Here is a 25,424-nt window from a genome sequence, read left to right on the forward strand (position 1 = left end):
CGCACCGTGGTAGTCGAGCACGCCGAGCTGACCGTCGAGGACGGCCGGGAAGCGGAATTCGAGGAGGTCTTCGGCAAGGCCCGCGAGGTGCTCGCCGAGGCGGACGGGTTCCGCTGGGCCGAGCTGCTGCGTGGCGAGGAGCGGCCGCGGACGTTCCTGCTGCTCGTCGGCTGGGAGTCGGTCGAGGCGCACACGGTCGGCTTCCGGGAGTCGGAGCGGTTCGCGCGCTGGCGGGCCCTGGTCGGCCCGTTCTTCGCCGCGCCGCCGGCCGTCGAGCACTACCGCGAGCTGGGCCCCCGCTTCACCGGCTGAAAGCTGCTGACCCCCACCACCTGTCTTTCTACTTTCGCAAGGATCGCCCATGCCCGTGAACAAGGTGCTCGTCGTCGGCGGCGGCATCACCGGAAGCGTGCTGTGTCTCGCCCTCGCCCAGCGCGGGGTCGAGGTGGAGCTCGTCGAGGTCTCGCCCCAGTGGTTCGGGGTGGGCCATGGCATCACCATCCAGGGCAACGCGCTCAAGGCGCTGCGTTCGGTCGGCGTGCTGGACCGGGTGCTGACCCGTGCGGTGCCGTTCGACCTGATGCGGCTGCGCCGGGCGGACGGCGGTCTGATCACCGAGCTGGAGACCCCGCACACCGGTGGCGCGGACCTGCCGTCCACGGCGGGCGCGCTCCGCTCCGACCTGCAGAACGCGCTGTGCGACGCGGTGTACGCGCACGCCGTCACGGTCCGCCTGGGCCTGAGCGTGCGCGGCCTCGACCGGTCCGCCGGCCATGTGGACGTGACGTTCACCGACGGCTCCACCGGCCGCTACGACCTGGTGGTCGGCGCGGACGGCATCAACTCGGCGATGCGCGCGCTCATCGGGATCTCGGCGAAGCCGCGCCCCGTCGGCATGTCGATCTTCCGGGTGGTGGCCCGGCGCCCCGCCGAGATGGACTGTGCCGAGGTGTACTACGGCGGTCCGCGCTACAAGGCCGGCTACAGCCCGATCTCCGACGACCAGTGCTACGCCTACCTCCTCGACGAGAACCTGGACGCCTCCCTGATCGGCCCACGGGCCTCGCTGGACCTGCTGCGCGAGCGCGGCGCCGGGTACGGCGGCACCTGGGGGAAGGTCCTCGCCGCGCTGCCGGACGACACGGCGGTGGACTACCGCTGGATCGAGGCGGTGCTGGTCGACGAGGACTGGCACCGGGGCCGGGCCATGGTGATCGGCGACGCCGCGCACGCCTGCCCGCCACTGATCGCGCAGGGTGCCGCGATGTGCATGGAGGACGCGGTGCTGCTGGCCGAGCTGGTCACCGCCGACGAGCCGGTGGACAGGGCGCTGGAACGGTTCATGGCCCGGCGGCTGCCCCGCGTCCGCATGGTGCTGGACAACTCCCTCCGGCTCGCCGAGTGGGAGATCCACCCGGACACGCCGGGCGCCGACCCGGCCCGGATCATGTCGGAGACCCTCGCTTCCCTGACGGTGGCCGCATGAGCACGCCCGTCGTCGACTTCCACGGCCATCTCGCGGTCCCCGAAGCCGACGCCCTGGTGGCCGGCACCGAAGGCTTCGCGGCCGAGCTGGCCGCCGAGCAGCGCGCCCATTCCCCCGAGTCACTGACCGCCAACCGAGCTCAACTCCAGCGCCTGGCGGGGAAGTTGACGGACGTGGACATGCGGCTCGCCGACCTCGACGCGATGGGCGTCGACCTTCAGGTGGTCGGCCCGATGCCCATGCACCACTACTGGGCCCGCCCCGGCCTCGCGGTGCAGTTGGCCCGTACCGTCAACGAGGCGGTGGCCGCACACTGCGCCGCCGCGCCCGGCCGGCTGTACGGCCTCGGCACGGTACCGCTCCAGCACCCGGACCTCGCGGTCGCCCTGCTGGACAAGGCGGTCACCGAGCTGGGCCTGTACGGCGTCAGCGTCTCCACCACCGTCGAGGGCCGGGAGCTGGCCGACCCCGCGCACGACGACGTCTGGCTGAAGGCCGAAGAGCTGGGCGCGGTCGTCTTCGTCCACCCCTGGGGCTGCTCGCTCGGCGAACGGCTCGCCTCGAACTACCTCGGCAACACGGTCGGCCAGCCCACCGAGACCACGGTCGCGCTCTCCCACCTGATCTTCACCGGGGTCCTGGACCGCTTCCCGCGTCTGAAGCTGGTGGCCGCGCACGGCGGCGGCTATCTGCCGACGTACATCGGCCGCTCCGACCACGCCTGGCGGGTACGGCCGGACGCACGCGGCTGCGCCGAGCCGCCCAGCTCCTATCTGCGGCGGATGTGGTTCGACGCCCTCGTCTACACGCCTCGCGCGCTGCGCCATCTGGTCGAGGAGGTGGGCGCGGACCGGGTGGTGCTCGGTACCGACCACCCCTTCGACATGGGCGTGACCGACCCGGTGGCCCGCCTGGACGCGGCCGGCCTCGACCCGGCCGAGCGGGACGCGATCGCCGGGGGCAACGCGCTGGACCTGCTGCTGAAAGGAAACGTCCGATGATCCTGGGGCCCGTCGAGGAAGAGCTGGCCAAAGCCCGTGCCGCCTACCGCGATCGGGGCCGCTGGGGCGACGAGGACGCGCTGGGCACGCTCAACTTCGTCGACGACGCGATCCGCGCGCACGCCGCGAGTCTGGTCCGGCGCGGCCGCTCGTTCTCGCTGGCCCAGGGGATCGACGAGTACCGCCCCCGAGCCGCCACCCGGTGGCACGGGTTGGGCCGCAGCCACGACACCGGGCGGGCCTGGCACGGCAGTTCGCGCGCCACCACCGACGACGGTGACTCCGTGACCGGCATCGGCGACCTGCGCGGCGCCTGCACCGGCCGCGGGGTGCTGCTCGACGTCGGCCGGGCGGTCGGCGACGCGCGGGGTGAACTCCCCGACGGCTTCCCCGTCCTGGAGGAACACCTGCGGGACACCGTCGAGGCCCAGGGTGCCACCTCCAGTGTGCGCCGGGGCGACATCGTTCTCGTCCGCACCGGACAGCTCGGCCGGGTACGGCGGCTCGGCGCGTGGGACGGGTACGCGGCCGGTGACGCACCCGGCCTGTCCTTCACCACCCTCGGCTGGCTGCACCACACGGAGATCGCGGCCATCGCCACCGACACGTGGGGCCTCGAAGTACGGCCGCCCGAGTTCACCGAGCCGGTGTCGTCGCCGCTGCACCGGATCGCCGTCCCCCACATGGGCCTGCCGCTGGGCGAGATGTGGGACCTGGAGACCCTTGCGGAGGACTGCGCGGCCGACGGTGTCTACGAGTTCCTGCTGGTCGCGGCACCCTTGCCGGTGACCGGCGCGGCCGGTTCCCCCGTCAACCCCATCGCAGTCAAGTGAGCCGCCCCGTGTCTGCAATCAATCGGGGGACGACCCCCGAACCCCCGAACGAGAACCGTTTCTCCGGCACCCTCCACCTCCCAGGTGACGAGGACTTCGAGGAGGCCGTCCACGGCAGGGTCTTCAACGCCCGCCGCCCCGCCGACCGCATCCCCGCCGCCGTACTGAGGGCGGTCACCGAACAGGATGTCCTCGAGGGTGTACGGCTCGCCCTGGAGCGCGGCTGGCAGGTCGCGGTCCGCTCCGGCGGGCACAGCTGGGCCGCCTGGTCGGTGCGCCGGGACGCGCTGCTGATCGACCTCGGCGGCTTCCGCGAGATGGCGTACGACGAGACGACCGGGATCGTGACGGCCACGCCCAGCGTCAAGGGCGGCGACGAACTCAACCCGTATCTCGGGGAGTTCGGGCGCTTCTTCAACGGCGGGCACTGTCCGTCCGTCGGCATCGGCGGCTTTCTGCTCCAGGGCGGGCAGGGCTGGAACGCGCGCGGCTGGGGGTGGGCGGCCGAGAGCATCGTGGCGATCGACGTCGTCACGGCCGACGGCGAGCTGGTGCGGGCCGACGAGAGCGAGAACAGCGACCTGTTCTGGGCGGCACGCGGGGCGGGTCCCGGCTTCTTCGGCGTCGTCACCCGCTTCCACCTGCGCACCCGCCCCCTTCCCCGGCATCTCGCGCACACCGTGCACGCCTACCCGCTCGACCTCTTCGACGAGGTCATGACCTGGCTGCACGACACCCATCACACGGTCTCCGACCTGGTCGAGATCGTCGCCCTCACCCAGACCCCGCCCGACCTCGACGGACCGGTGCTGCTGGTCACGGGTGTCTCGATGACGGACAGCCCGGAGGAGGCGGCCGAGGCACTCGCGCCGCTGCACGCCAATCCGTACGCGGACCAGGCCCTGTTCCGAATCGAGGCACAACCCACCACCATCGCCGAGCAGTTGACGGGCCAGCGCACGGCCAACCCCGAAGGCCACCGCTACGTCGTCGACAACGCCTGGCTGTCCGGCAGCGCCGAGGAGGTCGTCCCGGCGATCCGCAAGGCGTTCACCGAGCACCCGACCCGGCAGACCTTCACCATCTGGTTCTCCATGGCGCCGCTGCGCCAACTCCCCGACATGGCCTTCTCGTTGCAGTCGGAGATCTACTGCGCCAGTTATGTCGTGTACGACGACCCCGCGCGGGACACGGAGCTGCGCGGCTGGCTCGACGAGGCGATGGCGGCGATGCAGCCCGTGACCGCGGGCCAGTACCTCGGTGACTCCGACTTCACGGTGCGGCAGCTGAGGTTCATGGGTGACGAGCAGTGGCGGCGGCTGAACGAGATCCGCGCCGCCCGTGACCCCAAGGGCGTGTTCGCCGGCCATCTGAGCGCCGGGACCGTCACCAACACCAACCACTGGGAGCAGTGAGCAGCGATGCGTTTCGCGACATACGAGCACGACGGCGAGGAGCGCGCCGGTGTGGTGCGGGACGGGGTGATCCACCCACTGCCCGACGGGGTGAGCGTCCTGACGCTGGTCGAGGCGGGCGTGCTGTACGCAGCCGGGATCGAAGCTCTGGACACCCCGGGCGAGTTGACGGTGGATCAGGTGCGGTTGCTGCCGCCGCTGAAGCCGCCGTCCATCCGGGACTTCGTCGGGTTCGAGGCGCACATCGAGGGCGTGTCGAAGTCGCTGGACGGTCTGGAGCACGTCCCGGAGGAGTGGTACCGGGCGCCGAACTTCTACTTCACCAACCCGCATGCCGCCTACGGCGCCCGCGACGACGTGCCGGTCCCGGCGGGCTGCTCGGTGCTGGACTTCGAGCTGGAGGTCGGCGCCGTCATCGGCCGCAGCGGCCGGGACCTCACCCCCGAGCAGGCGAAGGACCACATCATCGGCTACCTGGTCTTCAACGACTGGTCGGCCCGTGATCTGCAGAAGCCGGAGAAGAACCTCGGCCTGGGCTTCTCCAAAGGCAAGGACTTCGCCAACACGCTCGGCCCCTACCTGGTCACCGCCGACGAGGTCGAGGACCGCCGGGATCCGGACGGCTTCCTGGACCTGGAGATGACGGTCACCCTGAACGGCGAGCTGATCGGCCGGGACACCCTCGCCAACGTCTCCTGGACCTTCGACGAGATGATCGCCTACGCCAGCCGGGACGCCTGGGTGCGGCCCGGTGACATCCTCGGCTCGGGCACCTGCGGCTGGGGCGCGCTGGCCGAGTTCTGGGGGCGGCTCGGGGAACGCACTCCGCCCCCGCTGCGGCCCGGCGACGAGGTGACGCTGACCGTGGAGGGGCTGGGCACGGTGTCCAACCGGATCGTGCCCGGGCGGGCGGACGCGTACCTTCCGCGGGCCCGCAAGAGGGGCCGCACGCCGCGGCCCTAGCACCCGAAGCTGTGGGGGGCCTGTGGTACGCTCAGGCCTCCCACCTGCGGGTATCCGGCGACGGGATGCCTGGCATCGCATCTTCCTGAGAGTCGCCCAGACCCCCTTCCTCGACGGCCGTCCGCTGGTTAACCTCACGTTTCACCGAAGCTTCAAGGACGTGGCCGGCCGGAAGGGGACACTCGTGGGTCTCGGAGCGATCGATCTCAATCTTCTGGTGGCACTGGAAGCGCTCCTGGAGGAGAAGAACGTCACCCACGCCGGTGTACGGTTGTCCACCAGCCAGTCCGCGATGAGCGGCTCGCTGGCCCGGCTGCGCCGGCACTTCAACGACGAGCTGCTGATCCGGGTGGGCCGCGAGTACGAGCTGACGCCGCTCGCGGAGCGGTTGCTGCCGGTCGTCCAGGGCTCGCTGCAGAAGGCCGAGGAGGCGCTGTCGCTGACCCGGCACTTCGACCCGGCCCGCAGCCGCCAGCGATTCTCCGTGGTCATGTCGGACTACGTGATGACGGTGTTCGTGGAGCCGCTGCTGCGGGTCATCGCGGCCGAGGCGCCGGGCGTGCGGATCGACTTCCACCCGATCGTCGACGGGCAGCTGGAGACGGAGACGCATCTGCGCTGCCACGACCTGATGATCGTGCCGCTCGGCTACCAGCTCCCCGGGGTCAGCGAGGCCGTGATGCACGACCGGTTCGTGTGCATCGTCGACCCGGGCAACCCGCGCCTGGTGGAGGGCCGGCTCACCCTCCGGGACCTCGCGGAGATGCCGCACGCGGCCTGCGCCATCGGCAAGAGCCACACGCCCGCCGAGCGCCAGCTGGAGACCCTCGGGATCACCCCGAAGGTGCAGGTCAGCACCCCCGGCTTCAGCGTGCTGCCGTTCCTGGTGAGCGGCACGGACCTGGTGGCCATGGTCCCGGAGCGGCTGGCCCGCCGCTACGAGGGCTTCGCGCGCTGTGCGGTCGTACCGGCGCCGTTCCCGGACGTGCCGCTGGTGGAGGCCATGTACTGGCATCACAACCGGCACGCGGACCCGGCGCACCGGTGGCTGCGGGACACGGTCCGCAGGGTCGGGGCGGCGCTGGGCGAGGAGGCACCGCCGGAGATCGCCGAGGCGGATGCCACCCATCCCGAGAGCGCGTTTCCGGAGCTGTCCGCGGCTTCCTAGCGTGGACGGGAGGACATCTCCGCACGCCCCCTGGGAGGAAACACCGTGGAAGCCGTGAGCCGCACGCGCCTGGCGGGCCGTACCGTCGTCGTCACCGGAGCCGCACAGGGACAGGGGGCCGCGGAGGCGGCCGCGGCCGCCCGGGAGGGCGCGACGGTGGTCGCGACCGACGTGCTCGACGAGGCCGGGGAGAAGCTCGCCGCGTCCCTGCGCGCCGACGGCCTGGACGTCCGGTACGTCCACCTGGACGTGACCTCGCCGGACGACTGGGCGGCCCTGGCGGCCTCCCTGGACACCGTGCACGGCCTGGTGAACAACGCGGGCATCCCGATGCGGGCCCGGCTCGGGCACGTCGAGCTCGCCGACTGGAACCGGGCGTTCGCCGTGAACACCACCGGCGCGCTGCTCGGCATCCAGGCCCTCGCCCCGTTGATGCCGGCCGGTTCCTCGATCGTGAACGTCGGTTCGGTCGCCGGGCTCACCGCGCATCACGCGGTGGCGTACACGACCAGCAAGTGGGCGCTGCGGGGCCTGTCCAAGGTGGCGGCCCTGGAGCTGGCCCCGCGCGGCATCCGGGCGAACATCATCCACCCCGGGTTCATCGAGACCCCGCTGATGGCCACCGCCAACCCCGTGTTCGTCGCCGCCCACCTCGCCATGACGCCGCAGGGCCGTCCGGGCACGGTCGACGAGGTGGCGCCGCTGGTCGTCTATCTCCTCTCCGACGAGGCCTCGTACGTCAACGGCGCGGAGATCACCGTGGACGGCGGCTACGCGGCGCACGGCCCGGTGAAGGCGATCACCGACGCCCTCGACCAGGCCTGAGCGTCAGTCCTTGAGCTGTTCCAGCGTGGACTTGGTGTCGGTCTTCAGCCAGCCGGTCACGTCGTCGAGGGTCGGCGGGTCGGTGTCGCTGTCGTACGAGGAGAAGTACGCGCTGTAGTACATGGTGAACGTCATCCAGCCGTCCCGCACCGCGAGCGTGGCGTACCGCGAGCCGCTGGTGGTGGAGCCGTTGCTGGTGTCCTGGGTGACCAGGTAGGCCTCGTCGCCGATGCCCTGGACCGGCGTCACGTCGTAGTCGCTGTGGCTGTCGCCGTAGTTCTTCCAGGTGGCCGTGAACTCCGGTGCCGGGTCGGTCTTCTTGTGCAGGTCGACCTCCAGGGAGAGGTAGGCGTCCCCGTAGCTGGAGCTGGTCTTCCTGAGACTGAGACTGCAGTAACTCTGGTCCAGCGCGGGGTCCTTCATCACGTTCTTCGTCGGGGACGAGTCGTCCACGGGGTACTCGTCCTTGAACGACGAGTAGTCCGCGCTGGAGCAGAGGTTCGCGGGCGCCCGGTAGCCGCGCAGGTCCGCGCTGTGCCCGAAGCCTCCGGTCAGGAAGAGTCCGGCCGCCCAGCCCGCGGAGGCGACCACCGCGCCCACGACGGCCCACAGCACTGCTCTTCCGGCCGCGTTGCCGCCGGTCGCCGGCGGTGCGGCCGGCGGCGGGTAGCCGTAACCGGGCTGCACGGCATAGGGGTTGGCCTGCTGCGGCGGGGCGGGCTGGCCGACGACGGTGGGCTGGGTGTAGGGGTTCTGCGGGGGCGGCGACTGCGGGCTCGGGTACGGGTACGCGGTCGGCTGGGGCTGCGGCGGTATCGCCGGGGGCTGGTCCGGCTGCTGCGGAGGCGGCGAGGACTGCTGCGGGGCCGACGACGACGGCGGCTGCTGCGGAGAGGACGGCGGCTGCTGCGGTGGCGTGGACATGTCGTGAAGATACGGCATAACCGGACGTCAAGTCCCCGTCAGGACCGGGATCGTTATGGTCCGGGGACATCTGCTACCGGCCAAGCCCCGCTTGTTACAGGCCAGTTGGGCGGCACGCCGAGAAGGCCGGGGCAGCGGCCCCGGCCTTCTCGGTACGTCGGCGGTCAGGCGGATGCCGGCTGCACCGGCGCCTGGGCCGTCGCTCGTGCGGTGTTCCTGCGGACCAGCAGCAGGGTGACCAGCGCGCCGAGCAGCGAGGCGCAGCCGCAGATCACCACGCCGAGGGCCATGCCGTGCGCGAGGGCGTCCTGCGCGGCGGCCCTGGCGCTGTCGCTGCCCGCGTTGACCACCGCGAGCGGTCCGGCCGCGGCCTCCATGCCGGCGTCGGCTCCGGACAGCTTGCCGACCAGTGCGGAGGAGGCGGCGCTCATCGCGATGGTGCTGATCACGGCCGGGCCGAGGCCCTGACCGAACTCGCGGACCAGGCTGGTGGCGCCGCTCGCCATGCCGGTCATCTCGATCGGCACCGCGTTGACGGCGGCCGAGGTCAGCGAGGAGACCACGCAGATGAAGCCGATGCCGAGCAGCAGCACCGGGCCGATGAAGGCCGCCAGGGAGGTGGTGGTGATGGGCAGCGCGGCGATCCAGAACTGGCCGGCGGCCATCGGCAGCAGGCCGCCCATCAGCAGCCAGCGCGGCTCGACGCGGGTGAGCATCTTGCTGAGCACCGGCGCGAGGAGCAGCGGGATCAGCTGGAGGATGACGAACGGCATGCCGGCCCGCAGGGCGCTGAGATGCATCACCGCGCCGAGCCGGATGGAGACGCAGTAGGCGGTGCCGATGAACCCGAACATGCCGGTCAGCGCGACCACCGCGGCCGCCGCGAACGACGGGATCCTCAGCAGCTCCAGGTTGAACATCGGGGAGGTGGCGCGCCGCTCCGCCGTCACGAAGCCGACCAGGGCAACGGCTGCGAGGGCCAGCGCGAAGACGATGGAGGGGCTGCTCCAGCCCCGGTCGCCGCCCTCGATGATGCCCCACAGCAGGGCGGTGAGGCCGACGGCGATGCTGATCTGGCCGGGCCAGTCGAGGGCGCGGCCCTCGGGCGCCTTGGAGTCGGTGACCAGCGCCCAGCAGGAGATGCCGACCGCGATGCCGAGGACGACCGGGGGCACGAACGCCCAGCGGAAGTCGGCGACCGTGGCCAGGATGCCGGAGGAGAGCGGGCCCACGGCGGAGGCGAGGGAGATGCTCAGTGCCCAGGTGGAGACCGCCTTGGCGCGGTCCTTCTCCTCGGGCGTCGCGGCCGCGATGACGGCGAGGGAGCTGGGGAAGAGCGCGGCGGCGCCGACGCCGGCGAGGGCCTGGCCGATCCAGAGCATGGTGATGTTCTGGGAGGTGGCGTTGAGGAGTTCACCGATCGCCAGCACGAATCCGCCGAGGACCAGCAGCCGCTTACGGCCGAACAGGTCGCCCACCACACCGAAATTCAGTTCCAGAATCGCGGTGGGCAGAATGAACGCCGAGGTGACCCAGGCGACCTGCGACCCCGAGGCGCCGAATGCGCTCTGGATTTCCCCGTTGATGGGCGAGGGGACGGTAATGCACAGCTGCGCGGCGGCAACTGCCAGACAACAGGCTATGAGCGTGCCCACGTCCAGTTTCTTCACAGCGTTGGTCATTCCCTACTCCATCTCACGGGTTAACGGTGGTGCCGCGCTCTTCGACTTCGGCGAGTTCGCCGTGCTCGCCGACTTCGCCGCGTTCTATGAGTTCGATGAGATTTCCCTCGGGGTCCTTGACCCAGGCCATCCGCACTCCCGCTTCGGGGGACGGGCCGGGGGCGAGGACCTCGCCCGCCCCGAGGGCCGTCAACGCGGCGTACACGGGGTCGAGTTCGGGGGTGGTGACCGCGAAGTGCCCGTACCCCTCGGTGAGGACGGCGGTCATCGGGTCCGGTGCCCTGAGGCCGGGCTCGGATCCGGGCCTGGCGAGCAGTTCGAGCCGCCAGCCGTGCGGGTGTTCCAGGACGACACCGGTCAGTCCGGGGCCGTCGAGACGGAACTCGAAGACGGTCTTCAGGCCGAAGGCCGTTTTGTACCAGTCGAGTTGAGCGGTCAGGTCGCGTACGTTGACGCCCACGTGGTCGAGTCGTGCGTGCATCCGCGTTCAGCCCGCCATCGCGCTGTCGCCGCCGTCGACCATGAGGTTGGCGCCGTTGACGAAGGCGGCCTCGTCGGAGCAGAGGAAGGCCGCCGCGCGGGCGATGTCCTCGGGCTGACCGACCCGGCCGACCGGGATCCGCGCCTCCAGCTGGGCCTTCGGGCCGTTCGGGTCGTCGAGGAAGGGCGCGGTGGCCGCGGTGCGGGTCATGCCGGGGGCGACGGTGTTGACGCGGATGTGGTGCGGGGCGCCGGCCGCGCACAGGTGCTTGCTCATCGCGAGGACCCCGCCCTTGGCGGCGCCGTGCGGCACCATCGGCATGAACGGCGCGCCGCGCACGGCGGCCACGGAGGCGACGTTCAGGACAGCCCCGCCGCCGCGTGCGATCAGGTGCGGCCAGGCCGCCTGCGTGCAGAAGTAGGGGATGTCCAGCTCGTTCCTGATGGTGAAGTACCAGTCTTCGGCGGGCATCGTCTCGAAGGGACCGTTCCGCAGGGCGGAGGCGTTGTTGTAGAGGATGTCGATGGCGCCGAATTCCGCGATCCCGGCCTCGATCCACTCCCGCGCGCCGGCCTCGGTGGAAAGGTCGACCGGCGCCAGGGAACGCATGACACCACCGGCCTTCTCGACGAGTTCCACGGTTTCCGCGGCGCTCTTCTCGTCGATGTCGCAGCCGAATACGGTGGCACCCTCCGCCGCGAACACCTGTGCCGCGGCCCGGCCGATTCCAGCCCCCGTTCCACTGATGAAAGCGATTTTTCCGGCCAGTCGACCCATGATTGCCAAGTCCCTTGTCCATGCCGCCGAAGTGCGGTGGTGGCAGCGTAGGTAGGGCCTATGGCCAGAACAAGAAATGCGTCAGCGAAACGCCATCGGGGGTTCGTATGGCTGGTATGCGCCTCAGCCGACGGGCCGCGGGCGCAGCCGTACCGGCAGGACGCGCACGCTGTTGCCGACGAAGCTGGCCTGCCGGGCGAGGCCGTCCTCGGGGACGGCGAGGTCCAGGGCCGGGAAGCGGTCGAAGAGCCGTTCCAGGGCGACCGTGGCCTCCAGGCGGGCCAGCGGGGCGCCCAGGCAGTAGTGGGCGCCGTGGCCGAGGGAGAGGTGGCGGACGGCGTCGGGGCGGCTGGGCCGGGTGACGTCGAACCGGTCGGCGTCCGGGCCGTGCGCGGCCGGGTCGCGTCCGGCGGCGGAGTAGCCGGCCAGCACCGGCGTGCCCGCGGGGATCACCGTCCCGTCGACGGTGAGGTCCCGCACCGGATAGCGGAACGGGAAGTAGCTGACCGGCGCGTCCCAGCGCAGCGTCTCCTCCACCACGTCCATCCAGCTCGCGTCGCCCTTGCGGACGAGTTCGAGCTGGTCGCGGTGGCCGCACAGGGCACGCACCGCGTTGGTGATCAGGTTGAGGGTGGTCTCGTGCCCGGCGATGATCATCAGGACCAGGGTGCCGATCAGCTCCTCCTGGCCGAGCCGGTCGCCGTCCTCGTCACGGGCGGCGATCAGGGCGCTGGTGAGGTCGTCGCCGGGGTGTTCGGCGCGGGCGGCGGCGACGGCGGCGAGGACCGCGACCAGCTCCCGGTTGGCGGCGACGGCCTCGGCCGGTCCGATGTCGGTGGCCACGACCTGGTTGGTCAGCTGGTGCAGCCGGTCGCGGAACTCGGCGTCCACACCGAGGAGTTCACCGATCACGCCCATGGGCAGCGGCAGCGCGAAGTGCCGGCGCAGATCGGCGACACCGTCGCCGTCGGCCGCGGCCCGCTCCAGGTCGTCGAGCAGTACGCCGGTCAACTCCTCGATCCGGGGCCGGAGTTCCTCGACCCGGCGCGGGGTGAAGGCCCGGCTGACCAGTCCGCGCAGCCTGCGGTGGTCGGCGCCGTCGGCGGTGGTCATGCCCCGCACGGTGGCGAAGGTCAGCAGCGGCCAGCCCGCGGGGACGCGGCCTTCCCGCAGCTGCGTGAAGTGCCGTGCGTCCTTGGCGACTTCGGGATGCTGGAGGAACTCCCTGAGCGCCTCGTGCCCCAGCACGGCCATGCCCTCGACGCCACCGGGCAGCACGACCGGGGCCACCGCACCGCGCGCCAGCAGCCTGGCGTTGTCGGCGTGCGGGCAGCCGCCGGCGGGGTCCGGACGGTGCGGCACGGACGAGGTCTCCACCAGGGGCTCCTGACAGCGGTACGACGCGGACACGGCCGATCGTAGGCGCCGGCGGGCCCCTGGGAAGGGGTACTTCCCGGCCAGTCACGTCCGGCACCGGGACGCGGCTACCGATGCCACGGTCGGCACCGGGGCGGGAATATCGGTGACCGGTGCCATGTTGACGATCGCGGAACCCCGGGTATAGTGCGATCAGCACGTGTGAGCGCCCCTCCATCGGGCGCCGAGTGCCGGTTCCACTCCTTCAGCCGTGTCGCCCGTCGTTTCCCGACCGGCCCGCCGGCTTCTCAGCACCACCTCGTGACCAGGGTCTTTCCGCCGTTCCCGAGGTGCCGTTCCCGCCGCACGGAGGCCTGCGCACATGCCCTCCCGCTCGCGGCCCACTCCCCCCTTCACTCATGTCTTCCGTCCTCGAAAGGACCACCTCTCATGACCACCACACTCGAACCCCCTGTACAGCAGCAGGACGGGCCGGCCACCCGGCCCGTCACCGGTGTCCTCGACATCGACGCGGGCGGGAAGGGGCAGCTGCGGGCCCCGAGCTGCCTGCCCTCCCCCGCCGACCCGCAGGTCTCCCCGGCGCTGATCCGCCGTCACGGCCTGCGCAAGGGCGACCTCGTCGAGGGCGTCCGCGGCGACCGGCGCACCCTGACCGAGATCACGCGCGTCAACGGCCGTACGCCCGAGGAGCTGCGCGGTCGCCGGCACTTCCGCGACCTGACCCCGCTGCACCCGCACGAGCGGATCCGCCTCGAACACCCCGCCGCCGGGCTCGCCGGACGGGTCACCGACCTGTTCGCGCCCGTCGGCAAGGGGCAGCGCGGGCTGATCGTGGCCCCGCCGAAGACCGGCAAGACCGTGCTGCTCCAGCAGTTCGCGGCCGCCGTCGCCGGCAACCACCCGGAGTGCCACCTCATGGTGTTGCTCCTCGACGAGCGCCCGGAGGAAGTCACCGACATGCGGCGCTCGGTGCGCGGCGAGGTGTACGCCTCCACCTTCGACCGGCCCGCCAAGGAGCACATCGCCCTCGCCGAACTCGTCGTCGAGCGCGCCAAGCGGCTCGTCGAGGACGGCCAGGACGTCGTCATCCTCCTTGACTCCCTGACCCGGCTGTGCCGGGCCCACAACAACGCGGCCGCCTCCAACGGCCGTACCCTCAGCGGCGGTGTCGACGCCGGCGCGCTGCTCGGCCCGAAGCGGTTCTTCGGCGCCGCCCGCAAGGCCGAGGAGGGCGGCTCGCTCACCATCCTCGCCACCGCCCTGGTGGACACCGGTTCCCGGGCCGACGGCTACTTCTTCGAGGAGCTGAAGAGCACCGGCAACATGGAGCTGCGCCTGGACCGCGAGCTGGCCTCCCGGCGGGTCTTCCCGGCCCTGGACATCGCCCCGTCCGGCACCCGCCGCGAGGAACTCCTGCTCACCCCGGCCGAGTTGACCGCCGTACGCGGACTGCGCCGGGCCCTGCAGAGCCGGGAAGGCACCCCGAGCGGCCTGGAGACGCTTCTGGAGCGGCTGCGGGAGACCCCGGACAACGCGACCTTCCTGCGGCGCGTGCAGCCGACCCTGCCTGCGGGCTGAGCCCGGGGCGCCCTTCCCGGCAGGCCCACAGCGGGGCCGGGCGTGCGGCATCCGGGTTGCTCACGGCGTCCGACCGGCCCTGGCAGCGCGCTGGACACCGCCCCCATTCCTACGTTGATCATATGACGATCGGATTCTCTGACCGATTCCCTCGGCGAGCGGCGGTGACGACCTGCTCCGTCTGCCTGGCGGGCCTGCTGGCGCTGGCGCCCGGCGCGGCCGTCGCCGGCACCGCGGCGCTCGACCCGGCCCCGCCCCCGAGGGCGGTGGTGCCCGGACCGTCGTTGCTCTACCACTCCGGCACGCAGCTGCGGCCGCACCCCGGTGCGCCGGAGCTCCCGGACCTCTCCGCACTCTCCTGGCTGGTCGCCGACGCGGACACCGGCCAGGTGCTGGCGGCCAGCCACGCACACCGCCGGCTGCCACCGGCCAGCACCCTCAAGACCCTGTTCGCGCTCACCGTGCTGCCCGTCCTGCCGGCGGACCTCCAGCACCGGGTGACGCCCGCGGAACTCGCGGACGTCCCCGAGGGCAGCAGCCTGGTCGGCGTCGAGGAAGGCCACACCTACCGGGTGTCCGACCTGTGGCGCGGGGTCTTCCTCAGCTCCGGAAACGACGCCGTGCACGTCCTCGCCGCGCTCGACGGGGGCTGGGAGCGCACCGCCGCCCGGATGCAGGCCAACGCCCGCGCCCTGGGCGCCCTCGACACCCAGGTCAAGTCCCCCGACGGCTACGACGCGCCGGGGCAGGTCTCCTCCGCGTTCGACCTGGCGGTGTTCGGCCGGGAGGGGCTGCGCAACCCCGACTTCGCGCGGTACTGCTCCACCGCCGAGGCCCGCTTCCCCGACGGGGCCGGCTGGTCGTTCGGCATCGAGAACACCAACCGGCTGCTGACCGGCGAGGACGGTGTGGGACGGTACCCCGGCCTGATCGGGATCAAGAACGGCTACACCACCAACGCCGGCAACACCCTCGTCGCCGCCGCCCGGCACGGCGGGCGCACCCTCCTCGTGACGGTACTGAACCCTCAGGACGGCGGCGTGTACGACGAGGCCCGTCAGCTGCTCGACTGGGGTTTCGCGGCGGCCGGACGGGTCGACCCGGTGGGCTCGCTGGACGGTCTGCGGACCAGGCCGCGGCCCCGGCCGGGCCCGAGCACCGTGGCGGTGGCCGCGGCCACGGCGCCCGAGGACGACTCCGACTGGTCGGAGACCGCCATCGTCGCGGGGTTCGCGGTGCTCGGCGCGGGCGCCGTCACCCTGGCGATGCGGCTCAGGGGCGAACGCTCCGGGCGGGACTGACCGACCGGCAGGCCCAGGAGCAGCCCCAGCGTGATCCAGGTGTAGATGTTGCTGCCGAAGAACCCGTCGATGCCGGACGCGTCGTCGAACCACAGCCACACCACGCTGGTGCACATCACCGCGTAGAGGGCGCCCGCGATCCGCGGGTGCCCGGCCCGCGCCAGCAGCACGAACGACGGCAGCACCCACACCAGGTGATGCACCCAGGTGATCGGGCTGACCAGGCAGGCCGCGAGGCCGGTGAGCGCGAAGGCGGCCGTCCAGTCGCCGGCCGCCACCGCCTTCCGGGTCCGCCACGCCCACACGGCCAGCGTGAGCAGCACCACGATCGCCCACAGCGGCTTGTCCGGATGGCCGAGCCGGGCCAGCACGCCCTGCAGCGACTGGTTCGAGACGTAGTCGAGCCGGCCGACCCTGCTGGTGTCCCAGAGCGCCTGGGTCCAGTAGAACCGCGACGCCCTCGGGTCGGCCCAGGCCGCGAGCCCGGTCGCGGCGAGCGCCACGGCCGTGGCGACACCGGCCGCCCGCCACTTGCGGCCGATCAGCAGCATGAAGATGAACAGGGCCGGCGTGAGCTTGATCGCGGCGGCGAGCCCGATGCCGACCCCGGCCCAGCGGCCCCGCCCGCTGCGCAGCAGACAGCAGTCCGCGAGCACCAGGGCGAGCAGTATCAGGTTCACCTGGCCGAAGCTGAAGGTGTCCCGCAACGGCTCGAACAGTGCCAGCCCGCACAGGGCCAGCGCCCACCGGTACCAGCCCCAGCGCCGCCAGCCAGGACCGGCCAGGATGCGCAGCACGAACGCCAGCGCGGCCAGGTTCAGCAGCAGCGAGGCCACGATGGCCAGGTGCAGCCCCACCAGCGCCATGGGCAGCATGCCGACGGCGGCGAACGGCGGGTACGTGAACCCGTACGTCGTCCCGGGCACGCGGTAGTCGTAGATCCGCCCGCCGTGGTGCACCCAGGTGTGCACGGTGCCGTAGTACACGCGCAGGTCGAACCAGTCGCGCAGCAGCGGCACGGTGGACGTGAACACGGTCACGGCGGCGACGAGGGCCAGGACGAGCAGCGCCCTCCCCCGGTCGGTCCGCGGTCGCACGGCGCCCGTCATGCCGTACGTCCCACGGCCGGGGCCTGCGCGGCCTGGTGGGCCTGCCAGAGCACGACCACGCCGAGCACCCCGCCGGAGACGGCGAGGACCAGCTGGCCGATGTCGGCGGGGCCGCCGCTGGGCAGCACGGCGAGGGCGAGCACGCCGGTGACGGCCGCCACCCGGTGCCGTACCGAGGTGCTGGGCGCCGCGGCCGCTATCAGGAACAGGCCCCAGATGGCGTACCAGGGACGGATCGCCGGCCCGAAGGCGGCGACCGCGGCGAGGCTCAGGCCGAGGGCGTAGACCGGGCGGGGCCGCAGCCGGACCCATATCAGCAGCACGGTCACCGCGGTGAGCGCCAGCCCGAGCAGATGCCAGGCCGGGACGGCGAGCGGCGCCAGATCGCTGCCGAAGTGTTCGAGGACCCTGCCCGTGGCCCGGCCCAGCAGGCTGCTGAGCGCCCAGTTGTGCGGGGACACGGGCGTGTCGAGCGCCCTTATCCACCCGTACCCCGTCCCGGCGACGGCGGTCGCCACCACCGTCGTCGCCCCGGAGGCGATCGCCGTCGTCAGGGTGGCCCGCACGGGACTGCGGCCCTTGCGTGCCTGTACGACGATCACGGCGAGCAGGCCGAGCGCGGCGGGCGCCTTCACCAGCGCCGCGAGCGTGACCAGTACGGCTCCCAGGACCGGCCAGCGGCCGAGCGCCGCGACCAGGCCGAGGCCCAGCAGACCGAGCATGATGGCGTCGTTGTGGGCGCCGGCGACCAGGTGCAGCAGCACCAGCGGGTTGAGGGCGCCGAGCCAGAGCGCGGCGGCCGGGTCGGCGCCGCTGTGCCGGGCGAGCCGGGGCAGGGCGGCTGCCATCAGGCCGACGCCGAGCAGGGCGACCAGCCGCATCCCGAAGAGCCCCGCCGGGAGTTCACCACGGGTCAGCCCGGACAGCAGCGAGGCCACGCCCATGAACGCGGGGCCGTACGGGGCGGCGGTGTTCTGCCACACCGGCGCGACCTCGTCGGCCAGCGGGCCGCCGAGCTGGGCGGGCCCCGACGTGTAGACGTCCATGTGCGCGTCGACCATGGCGCCCTGCGCGAGGTAGCTGTACACGTCCCGGCTGAACAGCGGGGGCGCCAGCAGCAGCGGGGCCGCCCAGACGGCGAGGACCAGCAAAAGCTGTCGCGGGGTGGGCGGTTCGGAGCCGCGCACGAGGCGGCCCAGCAGCAGCCATGCCGCTATCAGCAGCACGACGCCGAAATAGACGCCGACCAGGCCGAACGCCGCCTGTACGGAGCTGGGTGCGAGCAGATCCTCCACGGGCAGGGCACCGGCTGTTTCACCTCCCAGGGCAAGGAAGGCGGTGCCGGCCAGGCCAAGAACCTGGCAGCGGCGTAGATCGACGGGGAAAGCCATGGCCAACACTGGGTCAGCGTGTCAATTGCGGGTGGCCGGAAAGCGACGGGGTGTTTTCTTGGGAGGGGCCTGGTTGTTACCTGTGGGTGGTGGATCGCGGTCGAGTGCGGCTGGGAGGGCCCCCTTCCGGGGCGCTCGAGTCGCGGTGCCCACCGTTCGGCCCGGTGCTTCAGTGCTGCTCGACGGGCAGGGCGCACAGTTCGGCCGCGGTGTTCGGGCGAGGAATCCGCCGGCTGCCGTGGGAGTCTGCGCGAGCCGGGGGGACAGCCGGGGGCCACCCGTGCCCCGGTCATCAGCAGGCTCGCTGTCGTTTCCACGTCACGCTCTGGAGGTCACCCGTGTCGAAGCCCCGTTTCGCCGTCCTCGGCGCCGGCAGCATCGGCTGCCATCTCGGCGGCCACCTCGTCGCCGCCGGATACGAGGTGGTGTTCATCGGCCGGCCGTCCGGCGTGCGGGTACTGCGTGAGCGAGGGCTCACGCTCACCGCCTCGGCCCGTCCGCCCGTCCGCCTCGCGCCCGACCGGCTGGCCCTCGCCACCGGGCCCGAGGCCGCGGCCGGCGCCGACTACGTGCTGGTCACCGTGAAGACCGCCGGGACCGCGGCCGCCGCCAAGGACCTGGCCGCCCGCCTCGCCCCCGGCACCGTCGTGGTCAGCTTCCAGAACGGGCTGCACAACCCCGCCACCCTGCGCGCCGCCCTGCCGGGACACACCGTGCTCGCCGGCATGGTGCCCTACAACGTGGTCCAGCCCGAACCCGGCACCGTGCACCAGGGCATGCCGGGCACGCTCATGACCGAGCCCGACGACACCCTCCACGCGGCCCTGCGCGGCGCGAACCTGGCCGTCGAGGCCCGCACCGACATGTCCGCCGTGCAGCACGCCAAACTGCTGATGAACCTCAACAACGCGATCAACGCCCTGTCCGGGCTGCCGCTGCGCGACCAACTCGGCCGACGGGCCTACCGCCGCTGCCTGGCCCTGTGCCAGCGCGAGGCTCTCGCCGCCTACCGCGCCGCCGGAATCGCCCCCGCCCGCCTCGGGCCGGCCTCGCCCCGCCTGACCCCGTACCTGCTCGAACTGCCGGATGCCCTGTTCCGCCGGGTGGCGGCGGCCTCCCTGCGGATCGACGCGCACGCGCGCTCGTCGATGTGGGAGGACCTGCAACGCGGACGGCCGACAGAGGTCGATTCCCTGCAGGGCGAGATCGTCGCCGTCGCCCGCCGCCACGGACACGGAGCCGCCGCCAACGCCCGGCTCGCGGCCCTGGTGCACGAGGCGGAGACCACCCCGCGCACATGGACCGGAGCGGAGTTGTACGCCGAGCTTCGGGCGGCGTCCCGGACGCCGTGACCGAGTCCCACGACCCCGCACCAGGCCTCTAGAACACCGACAGACCCGTGAGCGTCGTGAACCGGTCCAGGGCCGCCACCCCCGCCACCGAGTTGCCCCGCTCGTCCAGGCCGGGGCTCCACACGCACAGCGCACATCGACCGGGCACCACGGCGATGATCCCGCCCCCGACCCCGCTCTTCCCCGGCAGCCCCACCCGGTACGCGAAGTCGCCCGCCGCGTCGTACGTTCCGCACGTCAGCATCACCGCGTTGACCTGCTTCGCCTGGCTCCTGGTCAGCAGGCGGGTGCCGTCGGCCCGGATCCCGTGGCGGGCCAGGAAGGTGGCGGCCAGGGCGAGGTCGGCACAGGAGGCGGCGACGGAGCACTGGCGGAAGTACTGGTCGAGGAGGACCGGGATCTCGTTGTCGATGTTGCCGTACGACGCCATGAAGTGGGCCAGTGCGGCGTTGCGGTCGCCGTGCTGGGACTCGGAGGCGGCCACGTCCCGGTCGAAGTCCAGGGCGGCGTTGCCGCTCTCGGCGCGCAGGAAGGCCAGCAGCTCGCCGGCCGCGTCTCCGGTACGGGTCTGGAGGCGGTCGGTGACGACGAGGGCGCCCGCGTTGATGAAGGGGTTGCGCGGGATGCCGTTCTCGTACTCCAGCTGGACCAGGGAGTTGAAGGGGTTGCCTGAGGGTTCGCGGCCGACGTGTTCCCAGAGTTCGTCGCCCTCGCGGGCCAGGTCGAGGGCGAGGGTGAAGACCTTCGTGATGGACTGCGTGGAGAACGGCTGCCGCCAGTCGCCGACGCCGTGGACCGTGCCGTCCAGCTCGGCGACGGCCATGCCGAAGCTGCGCGGATCGCAGGCGGCGAGCGCCGGGATGTAGTCGGCGGGACGACCGCGACCGGGCGTCCGCGCTATCTCCTCGGCGATGCGCTCCAGGACCGGCAGGAAGGTTTGGGACGACGTCATTGTCATGATCACCATTGTGCCTCCGGACCGGTCCTGGTGCGTATGCGCAGGTCAGGCAAGGGGCGAGGCACTGCCCGCGACGACCTCGGGGCGCAGCAGGTCGGCGAGCCGCTCGGCGGGCAACAGGCCCTTCTCCAGGACGAGTTCGGCGACCCCGCGGCCGGTCACGAGGGCCTCCTTGGCGATGTCGGTGGCCGCCGTGTAGCCGATGTACGGGTTGAGGGCGGTGACCAGGCCGATGGAGTTCTCGACGGTCGCCCGCAGCACCTCGGTGTTGGCGGTGATGCCGTCGACGCACCGCTCGGCCAGCGTCAGGCAGGCGTTCCGCAGGTGCGTGATGCTCTCCGACAGGGAGTGCAGGATGATCGGCTCGAAGGCGTTCAGCTGGAGCTGTCCGGCCTCGGCGGCCATGGTGATGGCGACGTCGTTGCCGATGACCTCGAAGGCGACCTGGTTGACGACCTCGGGGATCACCGGGTTGACCTTGCCCGGCATGATCGACGAACCGGCCTGCACGGGCGGCAGGTTGATCTCGCCGAGCCCGGCACGCGGCCCGGACGACAGCAGCCGCAGGTCGTTGCAGCTCTTGGAGAGCTTCACCGCGATCCGCTTGAGCACACCGGACATCTGGACGAAGGCTCCGCAGTCCTGGGTCGCCTCCACCAGGTTGGCGGCGGTGACCAGGGGCAGCCCGGTGATCTCGGCGAGGTGCCGGCGGGCCGACTCGGCGTACCCGGCGGGCGCGTTGAGCCCGGTCCCGATCGCCGTGGCACCGAGGTTGATCTCGTGGATCAGCTCGACGGCCTCCGCGAGCCGGCTGCGGTCCTCGTCGAGCATCACGGCGAAGGTGGAGAACTCCTGCCCGAGCGTCATGGGAACCGCGTCCTGCAACTGCGTACGGCCCATCTTCAGCACGTCCCGGAACTCGACGGCCTTGCGCCCGAAGGAGTCCTGCAGCACGGCCATGGCCTTGAGCAGCCCGCGCACCGCGAACACGGTCGCGATCTTGACGGCGGTCGGGTAGACGTCGTTGGTCGACTGACCGAGGTTGACGTCCTCGTTGGGGTGCAGGTGCTGGTACTCCCCCTTCTGGTACCCCATCAATTCCAGCGCACGGTTGGCGACGACCTCGTTCGCGTTCATGTTCGTCGACGTCCCCGCGCCGCCCTGGATGACGTCGACCACGAACTGGTCGTGCAGCTTGCCGGACCGTATCTCCCGGCAGGCGGCGACGATGGCAGCGGCCTTCGCGGGCGCCAGCAGCCCCAGCTCCTCGTTGGCGAGGGCCGCGGCCTCCTTGACCGCGGCGAGGGCGTCGATCAGGTGCGGGTAGGCGGAGATCGGCGTACCGGTGATCGGGAAGTTCTCGGTGGCACGCAGGCTGTGCACACCCCAGTAGACGTCGGCGGGGATGTCACGGTCGCCGAGCAGATCGTGTTCGCTACGAACAGTCATGAGTCCTGTTTCAAGAGAGTGAGGGTGAAGCGCCCCGAAAGGGGCGCTGGGGGTACCCCCGGCCGAAGGCTGGGGGAGGAACTGCGCGACCAGCCACACCCGGCCCGCAGCCGCCCGACGACAAATCGGCCCGCCCCACTAGGCGCAGGCCGAAACCACAACCGGCTCCAGCGATCGCACGGGCCGCACGCACCCGACCGCACGCCCACCACCGAGCAGCGCCTCACCAGCGAACTGGGTAAGCAGCTCCGGATCGACTCCGGCCCTGGCCAGAGCGGCCGCAGCGACCGGCACCCGCGCCCGGTCCGCCCCGTCGGAGATCTTCACGGCCACGGCCCGCCCGTCCGGCAGCGCAGCCACCTCGACGCCCTCGAAGCCGTCCTTGGCCAGCAGCCCCGGCACGGCCGCCATCAGCGCGGCCACATCCCGCCCCGCACCGGACGCCATCTCCGCGTGCTCCCGCATCGCGTCGGCGACCCGCGCCTCGGGCGTACCCGGAGCGGCGGTGACGATCCGCGACACCGCCCGCGCGAGCCCGTGCAGGGAGACGGAGAACAGCGGCGCACCGCAGCCGTCCACGGTCGTACGGGCGATGCGCTGCCCGGTCAGGTCCTCGACGATCTCCGCGATCGCCTGCTGGAGCGGATGGGCCGGCTCCAGGTAGTCCTCCAGCGACCACCCGTTGAGCTTCGCCGTCCACAGCATCGCCGCGTGCTTGCCGGAGCAGTTCTGGGCGAGGCGGGACGGCTGCCGTCCCTCGCGGATCCAGGTGTCGCGCACGGCGGGGCCGTACGGCATGTCGGGCACGTTGCGCAGGTCGGCCTCGGTCAGCCCGGCGAGGTCGAGGATCCGCCGGGTCCCGGCGAGGTGCCGCTCCTCGCCGGAGTGGCTCGCGGCGGCCAGCGAGAGCAGGTCGCCGTCGAGCGGCAGCCCGGCCCGCAGCATGGCGACGGCCTGGACGGGCTTGAGGGCCGAGCGCGGGTAGAACGCAGCCTCGATGTCGCCGAGCTGGAACTGGACCTGCCCGTCGGCGCCGAGGACGACGACGGAGCCGTAGTGGATGCCCTCGACGACCCCGCCGCGGATGAGGTGGGCGACGGGGGCGTGGAGGGGTTCACGGACGATGGGTGGGTCCGCGGGGGAACTGCTGTACATCACTGCCTGGTCTCGGGTGAGGTGGGACGGACCGGTACGCGGTTCACGCGTCGGTTCCGGTGGACGGGCGCGGGAGGCGGCGGCGGATGGCGTACCAGCCGGCCACCAGCGCGGCGGCGATCAGCGGCAGGCACAGCACGGTGGTGCGTCCGGCGCCGCCGTCGGCGTACATGAGGACCAGGACGGAGGCGAGGAACGCCAGCGTCACGATCTCGGTCCAGGGGGAGCCCGGCAGTCGGTAGCCGGGGCGGGTGAGTTCGCCGTTCTGGGTCTTCCGCCAGAACAGCAGGTGGCAGAGCATGATCATGCCCCAGGTGGCGAGGATGCCGATCGCCGCGAAGTTGAGGACGATCTCGAACGCGTCGGCGGGGACCACGAAGTTGAGGCCCACACCGAGGACACAGATACCGCTGGTGAGCAGGATGCCGCCGTACGGGACCTGGCTGCGGCTCATCTTCGCGGTGAACTTCGGGGCGGAGCCGTTGACGGCCATGGAGCGCAGGATGCGGCCCGTGGAGTAGAGGCCGGAGTTGAGCGAGGACATGGCCGCGGTGAGGACGACGAGGTTCATCACGCCGCCGGCCGCCGGGACGCCGATGTGGGAGAGCACGGTGACGAAGGGGCTCTGTCCGGCCGTGTACTTGTTCCAGGGCAGCAGCATCGAGAGGAGGACCACGGAGCCGACGTAGAAGAGGCCCACGCGCCACATGATCGAGTTGATCGCCTTCGGCATGATCTTCTCGGGGTTCTCGGTCTCGCCCGCCGCGACACCGACCAGCTCGACCGAGGCGTAGGCGAAGACCACGCCCTGGATGATCAGCAGCATGGGCAGCAGGCCGTTGGGGAAGATGCCGCCGTTGTCGGTGATCAGGGACGGGCCGGGGGTCGCGCCGTCGACGGGGTGCTGGGTGACCAGCAGGAAGATGCCGATGACCATGAAGATCACCAGGGCGCTGACCTTGACGATCGCGAACCAGAACTCCAGTTCGCCGAATATCTTGACCGAGATCAGGTTCACGGTCAGGACGACGGCCAGGGCTATCAGGGCGATCACCCACTGGGGTATGTCGGAGAACATGCCCCAGTAGTGGGTGTAGGTGGCGACCGCGGTGATGTCGGCGATGCCGGTGGTCGCCCAGTTCAGGAAGTACATCCAGCCGGCGGTGTAGGCGCCCTTCTCGCCCAGGAACTCCCGGGCGTACGAGACGAAGGCGCCGGAGGACGGGCGGTACAGGACGAGTTCGCCGAGCGCGCGGACCACGAGGAACGCGAAGATGCCGCAGACCGCGTACGCGACGAAGAGGGAGGGGCCGGCGTCGGCGAGGCGGCCGCCGGCGCCGAGGAAGAGGCCGGTGCCGATGGCGCCGCCGATGGCGATCATGTTGACGTGCCGGTGCTTCAGCGACTTGCTGTAGCCGTGGTCTCCGGCGTCGACGTGACGGGACGAGGGGCGCGTCTCGTCTTTGAGGTGCTGTTCGCTCACGCCTCGGTTCCGCCTTCCTGGTGCTGGTCCGTGCGCGCGGGGCGCACGATGTGGGTGAGGGTGGTCTCGACGCGGTCGAGGTGGTGGCTCATGGCGTCCACGGCGTCGATCTCGGAACCGTCGATCAGCGCTTCGACGATGGCCCGGTGCTCCCGGTTGGACTGCTCGCGGCGGCCGCCCAGTTCGTTGAGGAAGGCCGACTGACGCGCCAGTGCGTCCCGGATCTCCTCGATGACCCGGCGGAAGACCGGGTTCTGGGCGGCCTCGGCCACGGCCAGGTGGAAGAGGGTGTCCATCGCGACCCACGCGGTGGTGTCCGTCTCCCGCTCCATGCGGTCGAGCAGATGGGCCAGGTGGTCCAGGTTCTCCGGGGTGCGGCGCAGCGCCGCGTACCCGGCGACCGGGATCTCGATGTGCCGGCGCACTTCGAGCAGGTCGCTGGCCGCGTAGTCGCCGAAGGTGGGGTCTTCGACGGCGCTGGCGACCACGAAGGTGCCCTTGCCGGTCTTGGAGACGGTCAGGCCCATGGTCTGCAGGGCCCGCAGGGCCTCGCGCAGGACGGGCCTGCTGATCTCCAGGGTGCGGCAGAGCTCCGCCTCGGAGGGGAGCTTGTCGCCCACGGCGTACTCGCCGCGCTCGATGGCGGCACGCAGGTGCGCCAGCACCGCCTCCATGGCGCTCACGCGCCGCGGGGGCTGTCCGGCTGTCGGGCTGTC

General features: G+C 71.8%; 22 protein-coding genes and 1 pseudogene. 11 read left to right on the plus strand and 12 right to left on the minus strand.

Going from position 1 to position 25,424, the window contains the following annotated elements:
* Positions 1–6 precede the first annotated feature (6 nt).
* The 8 genes from ABT137_RS45330 to ABT137_RS45365 all read left to right on the plus strand — a co-directional run bounded on the left by ABT137_RS45330 (position 7) and on the right by ABT137_RS45365 (position 7,691).
* A complete protein-coding gene (locus ABT137_RS45330; RefSeq protein WP_351718584.1) occupies positions 7–312 on the plus strand; it encodes an antibiotic biosynthesis monooxygenase family protein in 306 nt (101 codons plus the stop codon).
* A gap of 49 nt (positions 313–361) precedes the next feature.
* A complete protein-coding gene (locus ABT137_RS45335) occupies positions 362–1,486 on the plus strand; it encodes an FAD-dependent monooxygenase (protein WP_351718586.1) in 1,125 nt (374 codons plus the stop codon).
* A complete protein-coding gene (locus tag ABT137_RS45340) occupies positions 1,483–2,487 on the plus strand; it encodes an amidohydrolase family protein (RefSeq protein WP_351718588.1) in 1,005 nt (334 codons plus the stop codon). Before ABT137_RS45335 ends, ABT137_RS45340 begins: the two co-directional genes overlap by 4 nt.
* Positions 2,484–3,320, plus strand: a complete 837-nt coding sequence (locus tag ABT137_RS45345; RefSeq protein WP_351718591.1) for a cyclase family protein — start codon at positions 2,484–2,486, stop codon at positions 3,318–3,320. The genes ABT137_RS45340 and ABT137_RS45345 overlap by 4 nt, the downstream gene beginning before the upstream one ends.
* Positions 3,321–3,328: 8 nt before the next feature.
* Complete coding sequence (locus ABT137_RS45350; protein WP_351718592.1) at positions 3,329–4,735, plus strand: FAD-binding oxidoreductase; 1,407 nt, start codon at positions 3,329–3,331, stop codon at positions 4,733–4,735.
* Positions 4,736–4,741: 6 nt separating this feature from the next.
* Positions 4,742–5,698: a fumarylacetoacetate hydrolase family protein gene (locus tag ABT137_RS45355; RefSeq protein ID WP_351718594.1), complete on the plus strand. Its 957-nt coding sequence runs from the start codon at positions 4,742–4,744 to the stop codon at positions 5,696–5,698.
* 184 nt (positions 5,699–5,882) lie between these two features.
* Positions 5,883–6,866 carry a LysR family transcriptional regulator gene (locus ABT137_RS45360; protein ID WP_351718597.1) on the plus strand — a complete coding sequence of 328 codons (984 nt, stop codon included), beginning with the start codon at positions 5,883–5,885 and terminating at the stop codon, positions 6,864–6,866.
* A 54-nt stretch (positions 6,867–6,920) separates the two neighbouring features.
* Entirely contained in the window at positions 6,921–7,691 is a 771-nt protein-coding gene (locus ABT137_RS45365) for an SDR family NAD(P)-dependent oxidoreductase (protein ID WP_351718599.1), read from the plus strand.
* A gap of 3 nt (positions 7,692–7,694) precedes the next feature.
* On the opposite strand, the gene ABT137_RS45370 is transcribed toward ABT137_RS45365, so the two are convergent.
* The 5 genes from ABT137_RS45370 to ABT137_RS45390 all read right to left on the minus strand — a co-directional run bounded on the left by ABT137_RS45370 (position 7,695) and on the right by ABT137_RS45390 (position 12,932).
* On the minus strand, positions 7,695–8,615 hold the full coding sequence (locus ABT137_RS45370) for a hypothetical protein (protein WP_351718601.1): 921 nt from the start codon (positions 8,613–8,615) through the stop codon (positions 7,695–7,697).
* 164 nt (positions 8,616–8,779) lie between these two features.
* Positions 8,780–10,297, minus strand: a complete 1,518-nt coding sequence (locus ABT137_RS45375; RefSeq protein WP_351718603.1) for an MFS transporter — start codon at positions 10,295–10,297, stop codon at positions 8,780–8,782.
* A gap of 13 nt (positions 10,298–10,310) precedes the next feature.
* Positions 10,311–10,778, minus strand: coding sequence for a VOC family protein (locus ABT137_RS45380; RefSeq protein ID WP_351718605.1), 468 nt, complete (start codon positions 10,776–10,778; stop codon positions 10,311–10,313).
* A gap of 6 nt (positions 10,779–10,784) precedes the next feature.
* Positions 10,785–11,555, minus strand: a complete 771-nt coding sequence (locus ABT137_RS45385) for an SDR family NAD(P)-dependent oxidoreductase (RefSeq protein WP_351718607.1) — start codon at positions 11,553–11,555, stop codon at positions 10,785–10,787.
* Positions 11,556–11,678: 123 nt separating this feature from the next.
* A complete protein-coding gene (locus ABT137_RS45390; protein ID WP_351718609.1) occupies positions 11,679–12,932 on the minus strand; it encodes a cytochrome P450 family protein in 1,254 nt (417 codons plus the stop codon).
* A gap of 429 nt (positions 12,933–13,361) precedes the next feature.
* Between ABT137_RS45390 and rho the strand changes: the two genes are divergently transcribed.
* Complete coding sequence (rho, locus tag ABT137_RS45395; protein WP_351718611.1) at positions 13,362–14,510, plus strand: transcription termination factor Rho; 1,149 nt, start codon at positions 13,362–13,364, stop codon at positions 14,508–14,510.
* A 122-nt stretch (positions 14,511–14,632) separates the two neighbouring features.
* Positions 14,633–15,478, plus strand: a pseudogene (locus ABT137_RS45400) (D-alanyl-D-alanine carboxypeptidase family protein); the annotation flags it as partial.
* Positions 15,479–15,567: 89 nt separating this feature from the next.
* Here ABT137_RS45400 and ABT137_RS45405 read toward each other — a convergent pair.
* Positions 15,568–16,920: a glycosyltransferase 87 family protein gene (locus ABT137_RS45405; RefSeq protein WP_351718613.1), complete on the minus strand. Its 1,353-nt coding sequence runs from the start codon at positions 16,918–16,920 to the stop codon at positions 15,568–15,570.
* Entirely contained in the window at positions 16,917–18,311 is a 1,395-nt protein-coding gene (gene mptB / locus ABT137_RS45410) for a polyprenol phosphomannose-dependent alpha 1,6 mannosyltransferase MptB (RefSeq protein ID WP_351718615.1), read from the minus strand. Before mptB ends, ABT137_RS45405 begins: the two co-directional genes overlap by 4 nt.
* Positions 18,312–18,649: 338 nt before the next feature.
* Between mptB and ABT137_RS45415 the strand changes: the two genes are divergently transcribed.
* Positions 18,650–19,663 carry a 2-dehydropantoate 2-reductase gene (locus tag ABT137_RS45415; protein ID WP_351718617.1) on the plus strand — a complete coding sequence of 338 codons (1,014 nt, stop codon included), beginning with the start codon at positions 18,650–18,652 and terminating at the stop codon, positions 19,661–19,663.
* Between the two features lie 28 nt (positions 19,664–19,691).
* On the opposite strand, the gene ABT137_RS45420 is transcribed toward ABT137_RS45415, so the two are convergent.
* The 5 genes from ABT137_RS45420 to ABT137_RS45440 form a co-directional block, all read right to left on the minus strand.
* A complete protein-coding gene (locus ABT137_RS45420) occupies positions 19,692–20,630 on the minus strand; it encodes a glutaminase (protein ID WP_351718619.1) in 939 nt (312 codons plus the stop codon).
* 36 nt (positions 20,631–20,666) lie between these two features.
* Positions 20,667–22,070, minus strand: coding sequence for an aspartate ammonia-lyase (gene aspA, locus ABT137_RS45425; protein WP_351718621.1), 1,404 nt, complete (start codon positions 22,068–22,070; stop codon positions 20,667–20,669).
* Between the two features lie 138 nt (positions 22,071–22,208).
* Positions 22,209–23,225, minus strand: a complete 1,017-nt coding sequence (locus tag ABT137_RS45430) for an asparaginase (protein ID WP_351718624.1) — start codon at positions 23,223–23,225, stop codon at positions 22,209–22,211.
* A gap of 43 nt (positions 23,226–23,268) precedes the next feature.
* Entirely contained in the window at positions 23,269–24,708 is a 1,440-nt protein-coding gene (locus ABT137_RS45435) for an amino acid permease (RefSeq protein ID WP_351718626.1), read from the minus strand.
* Entirely contained in the window at positions 24,705–25,382 is a 678-nt protein-coding gene (locus tag ABT137_RS45440; RefSeq protein WP_351718653.1) for a FadR/GntR family transcriptional regulator, read from the minus strand. The genes ABT137_RS45435 and ABT137_RS45440 overlap by 4 nt, the downstream gene beginning before the upstream one ends.
* Positions 25,383–25,424 lie beyond the last annotated feature (42 nt).

The organism is Streptomyces sp. NPDC001980 (genome assembly GCF_040296885.1).
Lineage (GTDB): Bacteria > Actinomycetota > Actinomycetes > Streptomycetales > Streptomycetaceae > Streptomyces.

Coding starts and splice junctions, on each gene's coding strand:
- ABT137_RS45335 (WP_351718586.1), top strand. CDS start 362: ATGCCCGTGAACAAGGTGCTCGTCGTCGGCGGCGGCATCACCGGAAGC.
- ABT137_RS45340 (WP_351718588.1), top strand. CDS start 1,483: ATGAGCACGCCCGTCGTCGACTTCCACGGCCATCTCGCGGTCCCCGAA.
- ABT137_RS45345 (WP_351718591.1), top strand. CDS start 2,484: ATGATCCTGGGGCCCGTCGAGGAAGAGCTGGCCAAAGCCCGTGCCGCC.
- ABT137_RS45355 (WP_351718594.1), top strand. CDS start 4,742: ATGCGTTTCGCGACATACGAGCACGACGGCGAGGAGCGCGCCGGTGTG.
- ABT137_RS45370 (WP_351718601.1), bottom strand. CDS start 8,615: ATGTCCACGCCACCGCAGCAGCCGCCGTCCTCTCCGCAGCAGCCGCCG.
- ABT137_RS45375 (WP_351718603.1), bottom strand. CDS start 10,297: ATGACCAACGCTGTGAAGAAACTGGACGTGGGCACGCTCATAGCCTGT.
- ABT137_RS45380 (WP_351718605.1), bottom strand. CDS start 10,778: ATGCACGCACGACTCGACCACGTGGGCGTCAACGTACGCGACCTGACC.
- ABT137_RS45385 (WP_351718607.1), bottom strand. CDS start 11,555: ATGGGTCGACTGGCCGGAAAAATCGCTTTCATCAGTGGAACGGGGGCT.
- rho (WP_351718611.1), top strand. CDS start 13,362: ATGACCACCACACTCGAACCCCCTGTACAGCAGCAGGACGGGCCGGCC.
- ABT137_RS45405 (WP_351718613.1), bottom strand. CDS start 16,920: ATGACGGGCGCCGTGCGACCGCGGACCGACCGGGGGAGGGCGCTGCTC.
- mptB (WP_351718615.1), bottom strand. CDS start 18,311: ATGGCTTTCCCCGTCGATCTACGCCGCTGCCAGGTTCTTGGCCTGGCC.
- ABT137_RS45420 (WP_351718619.1), bottom strand. CDS start 20,630: ATGGTGATCATGACAATGACGTCGTCCCAAACCTTCCTGCCGGTCCTG.
- aspA (WP_351718621.1), bottom strand. CDS start 22,070: ATGACTGTTCGTAGCGAACACGATCTGCTCGGCGACCGTGACATCCCC.
- ABT137_RS45430 (WP_351718624.1), bottom strand. CDS start 23,225: ATGTACAGCAGTTCCCCCGCGGACCCACCCATCGTCCGTGAACCCCTC.
- ABT137_RS45440 (WP_351718653.1), bottom strand. CDS start 25,382: ATGGAGGCGGTGCTGGCGCACCTGCGTGCCGCCATCGAGCGCGGCGAG.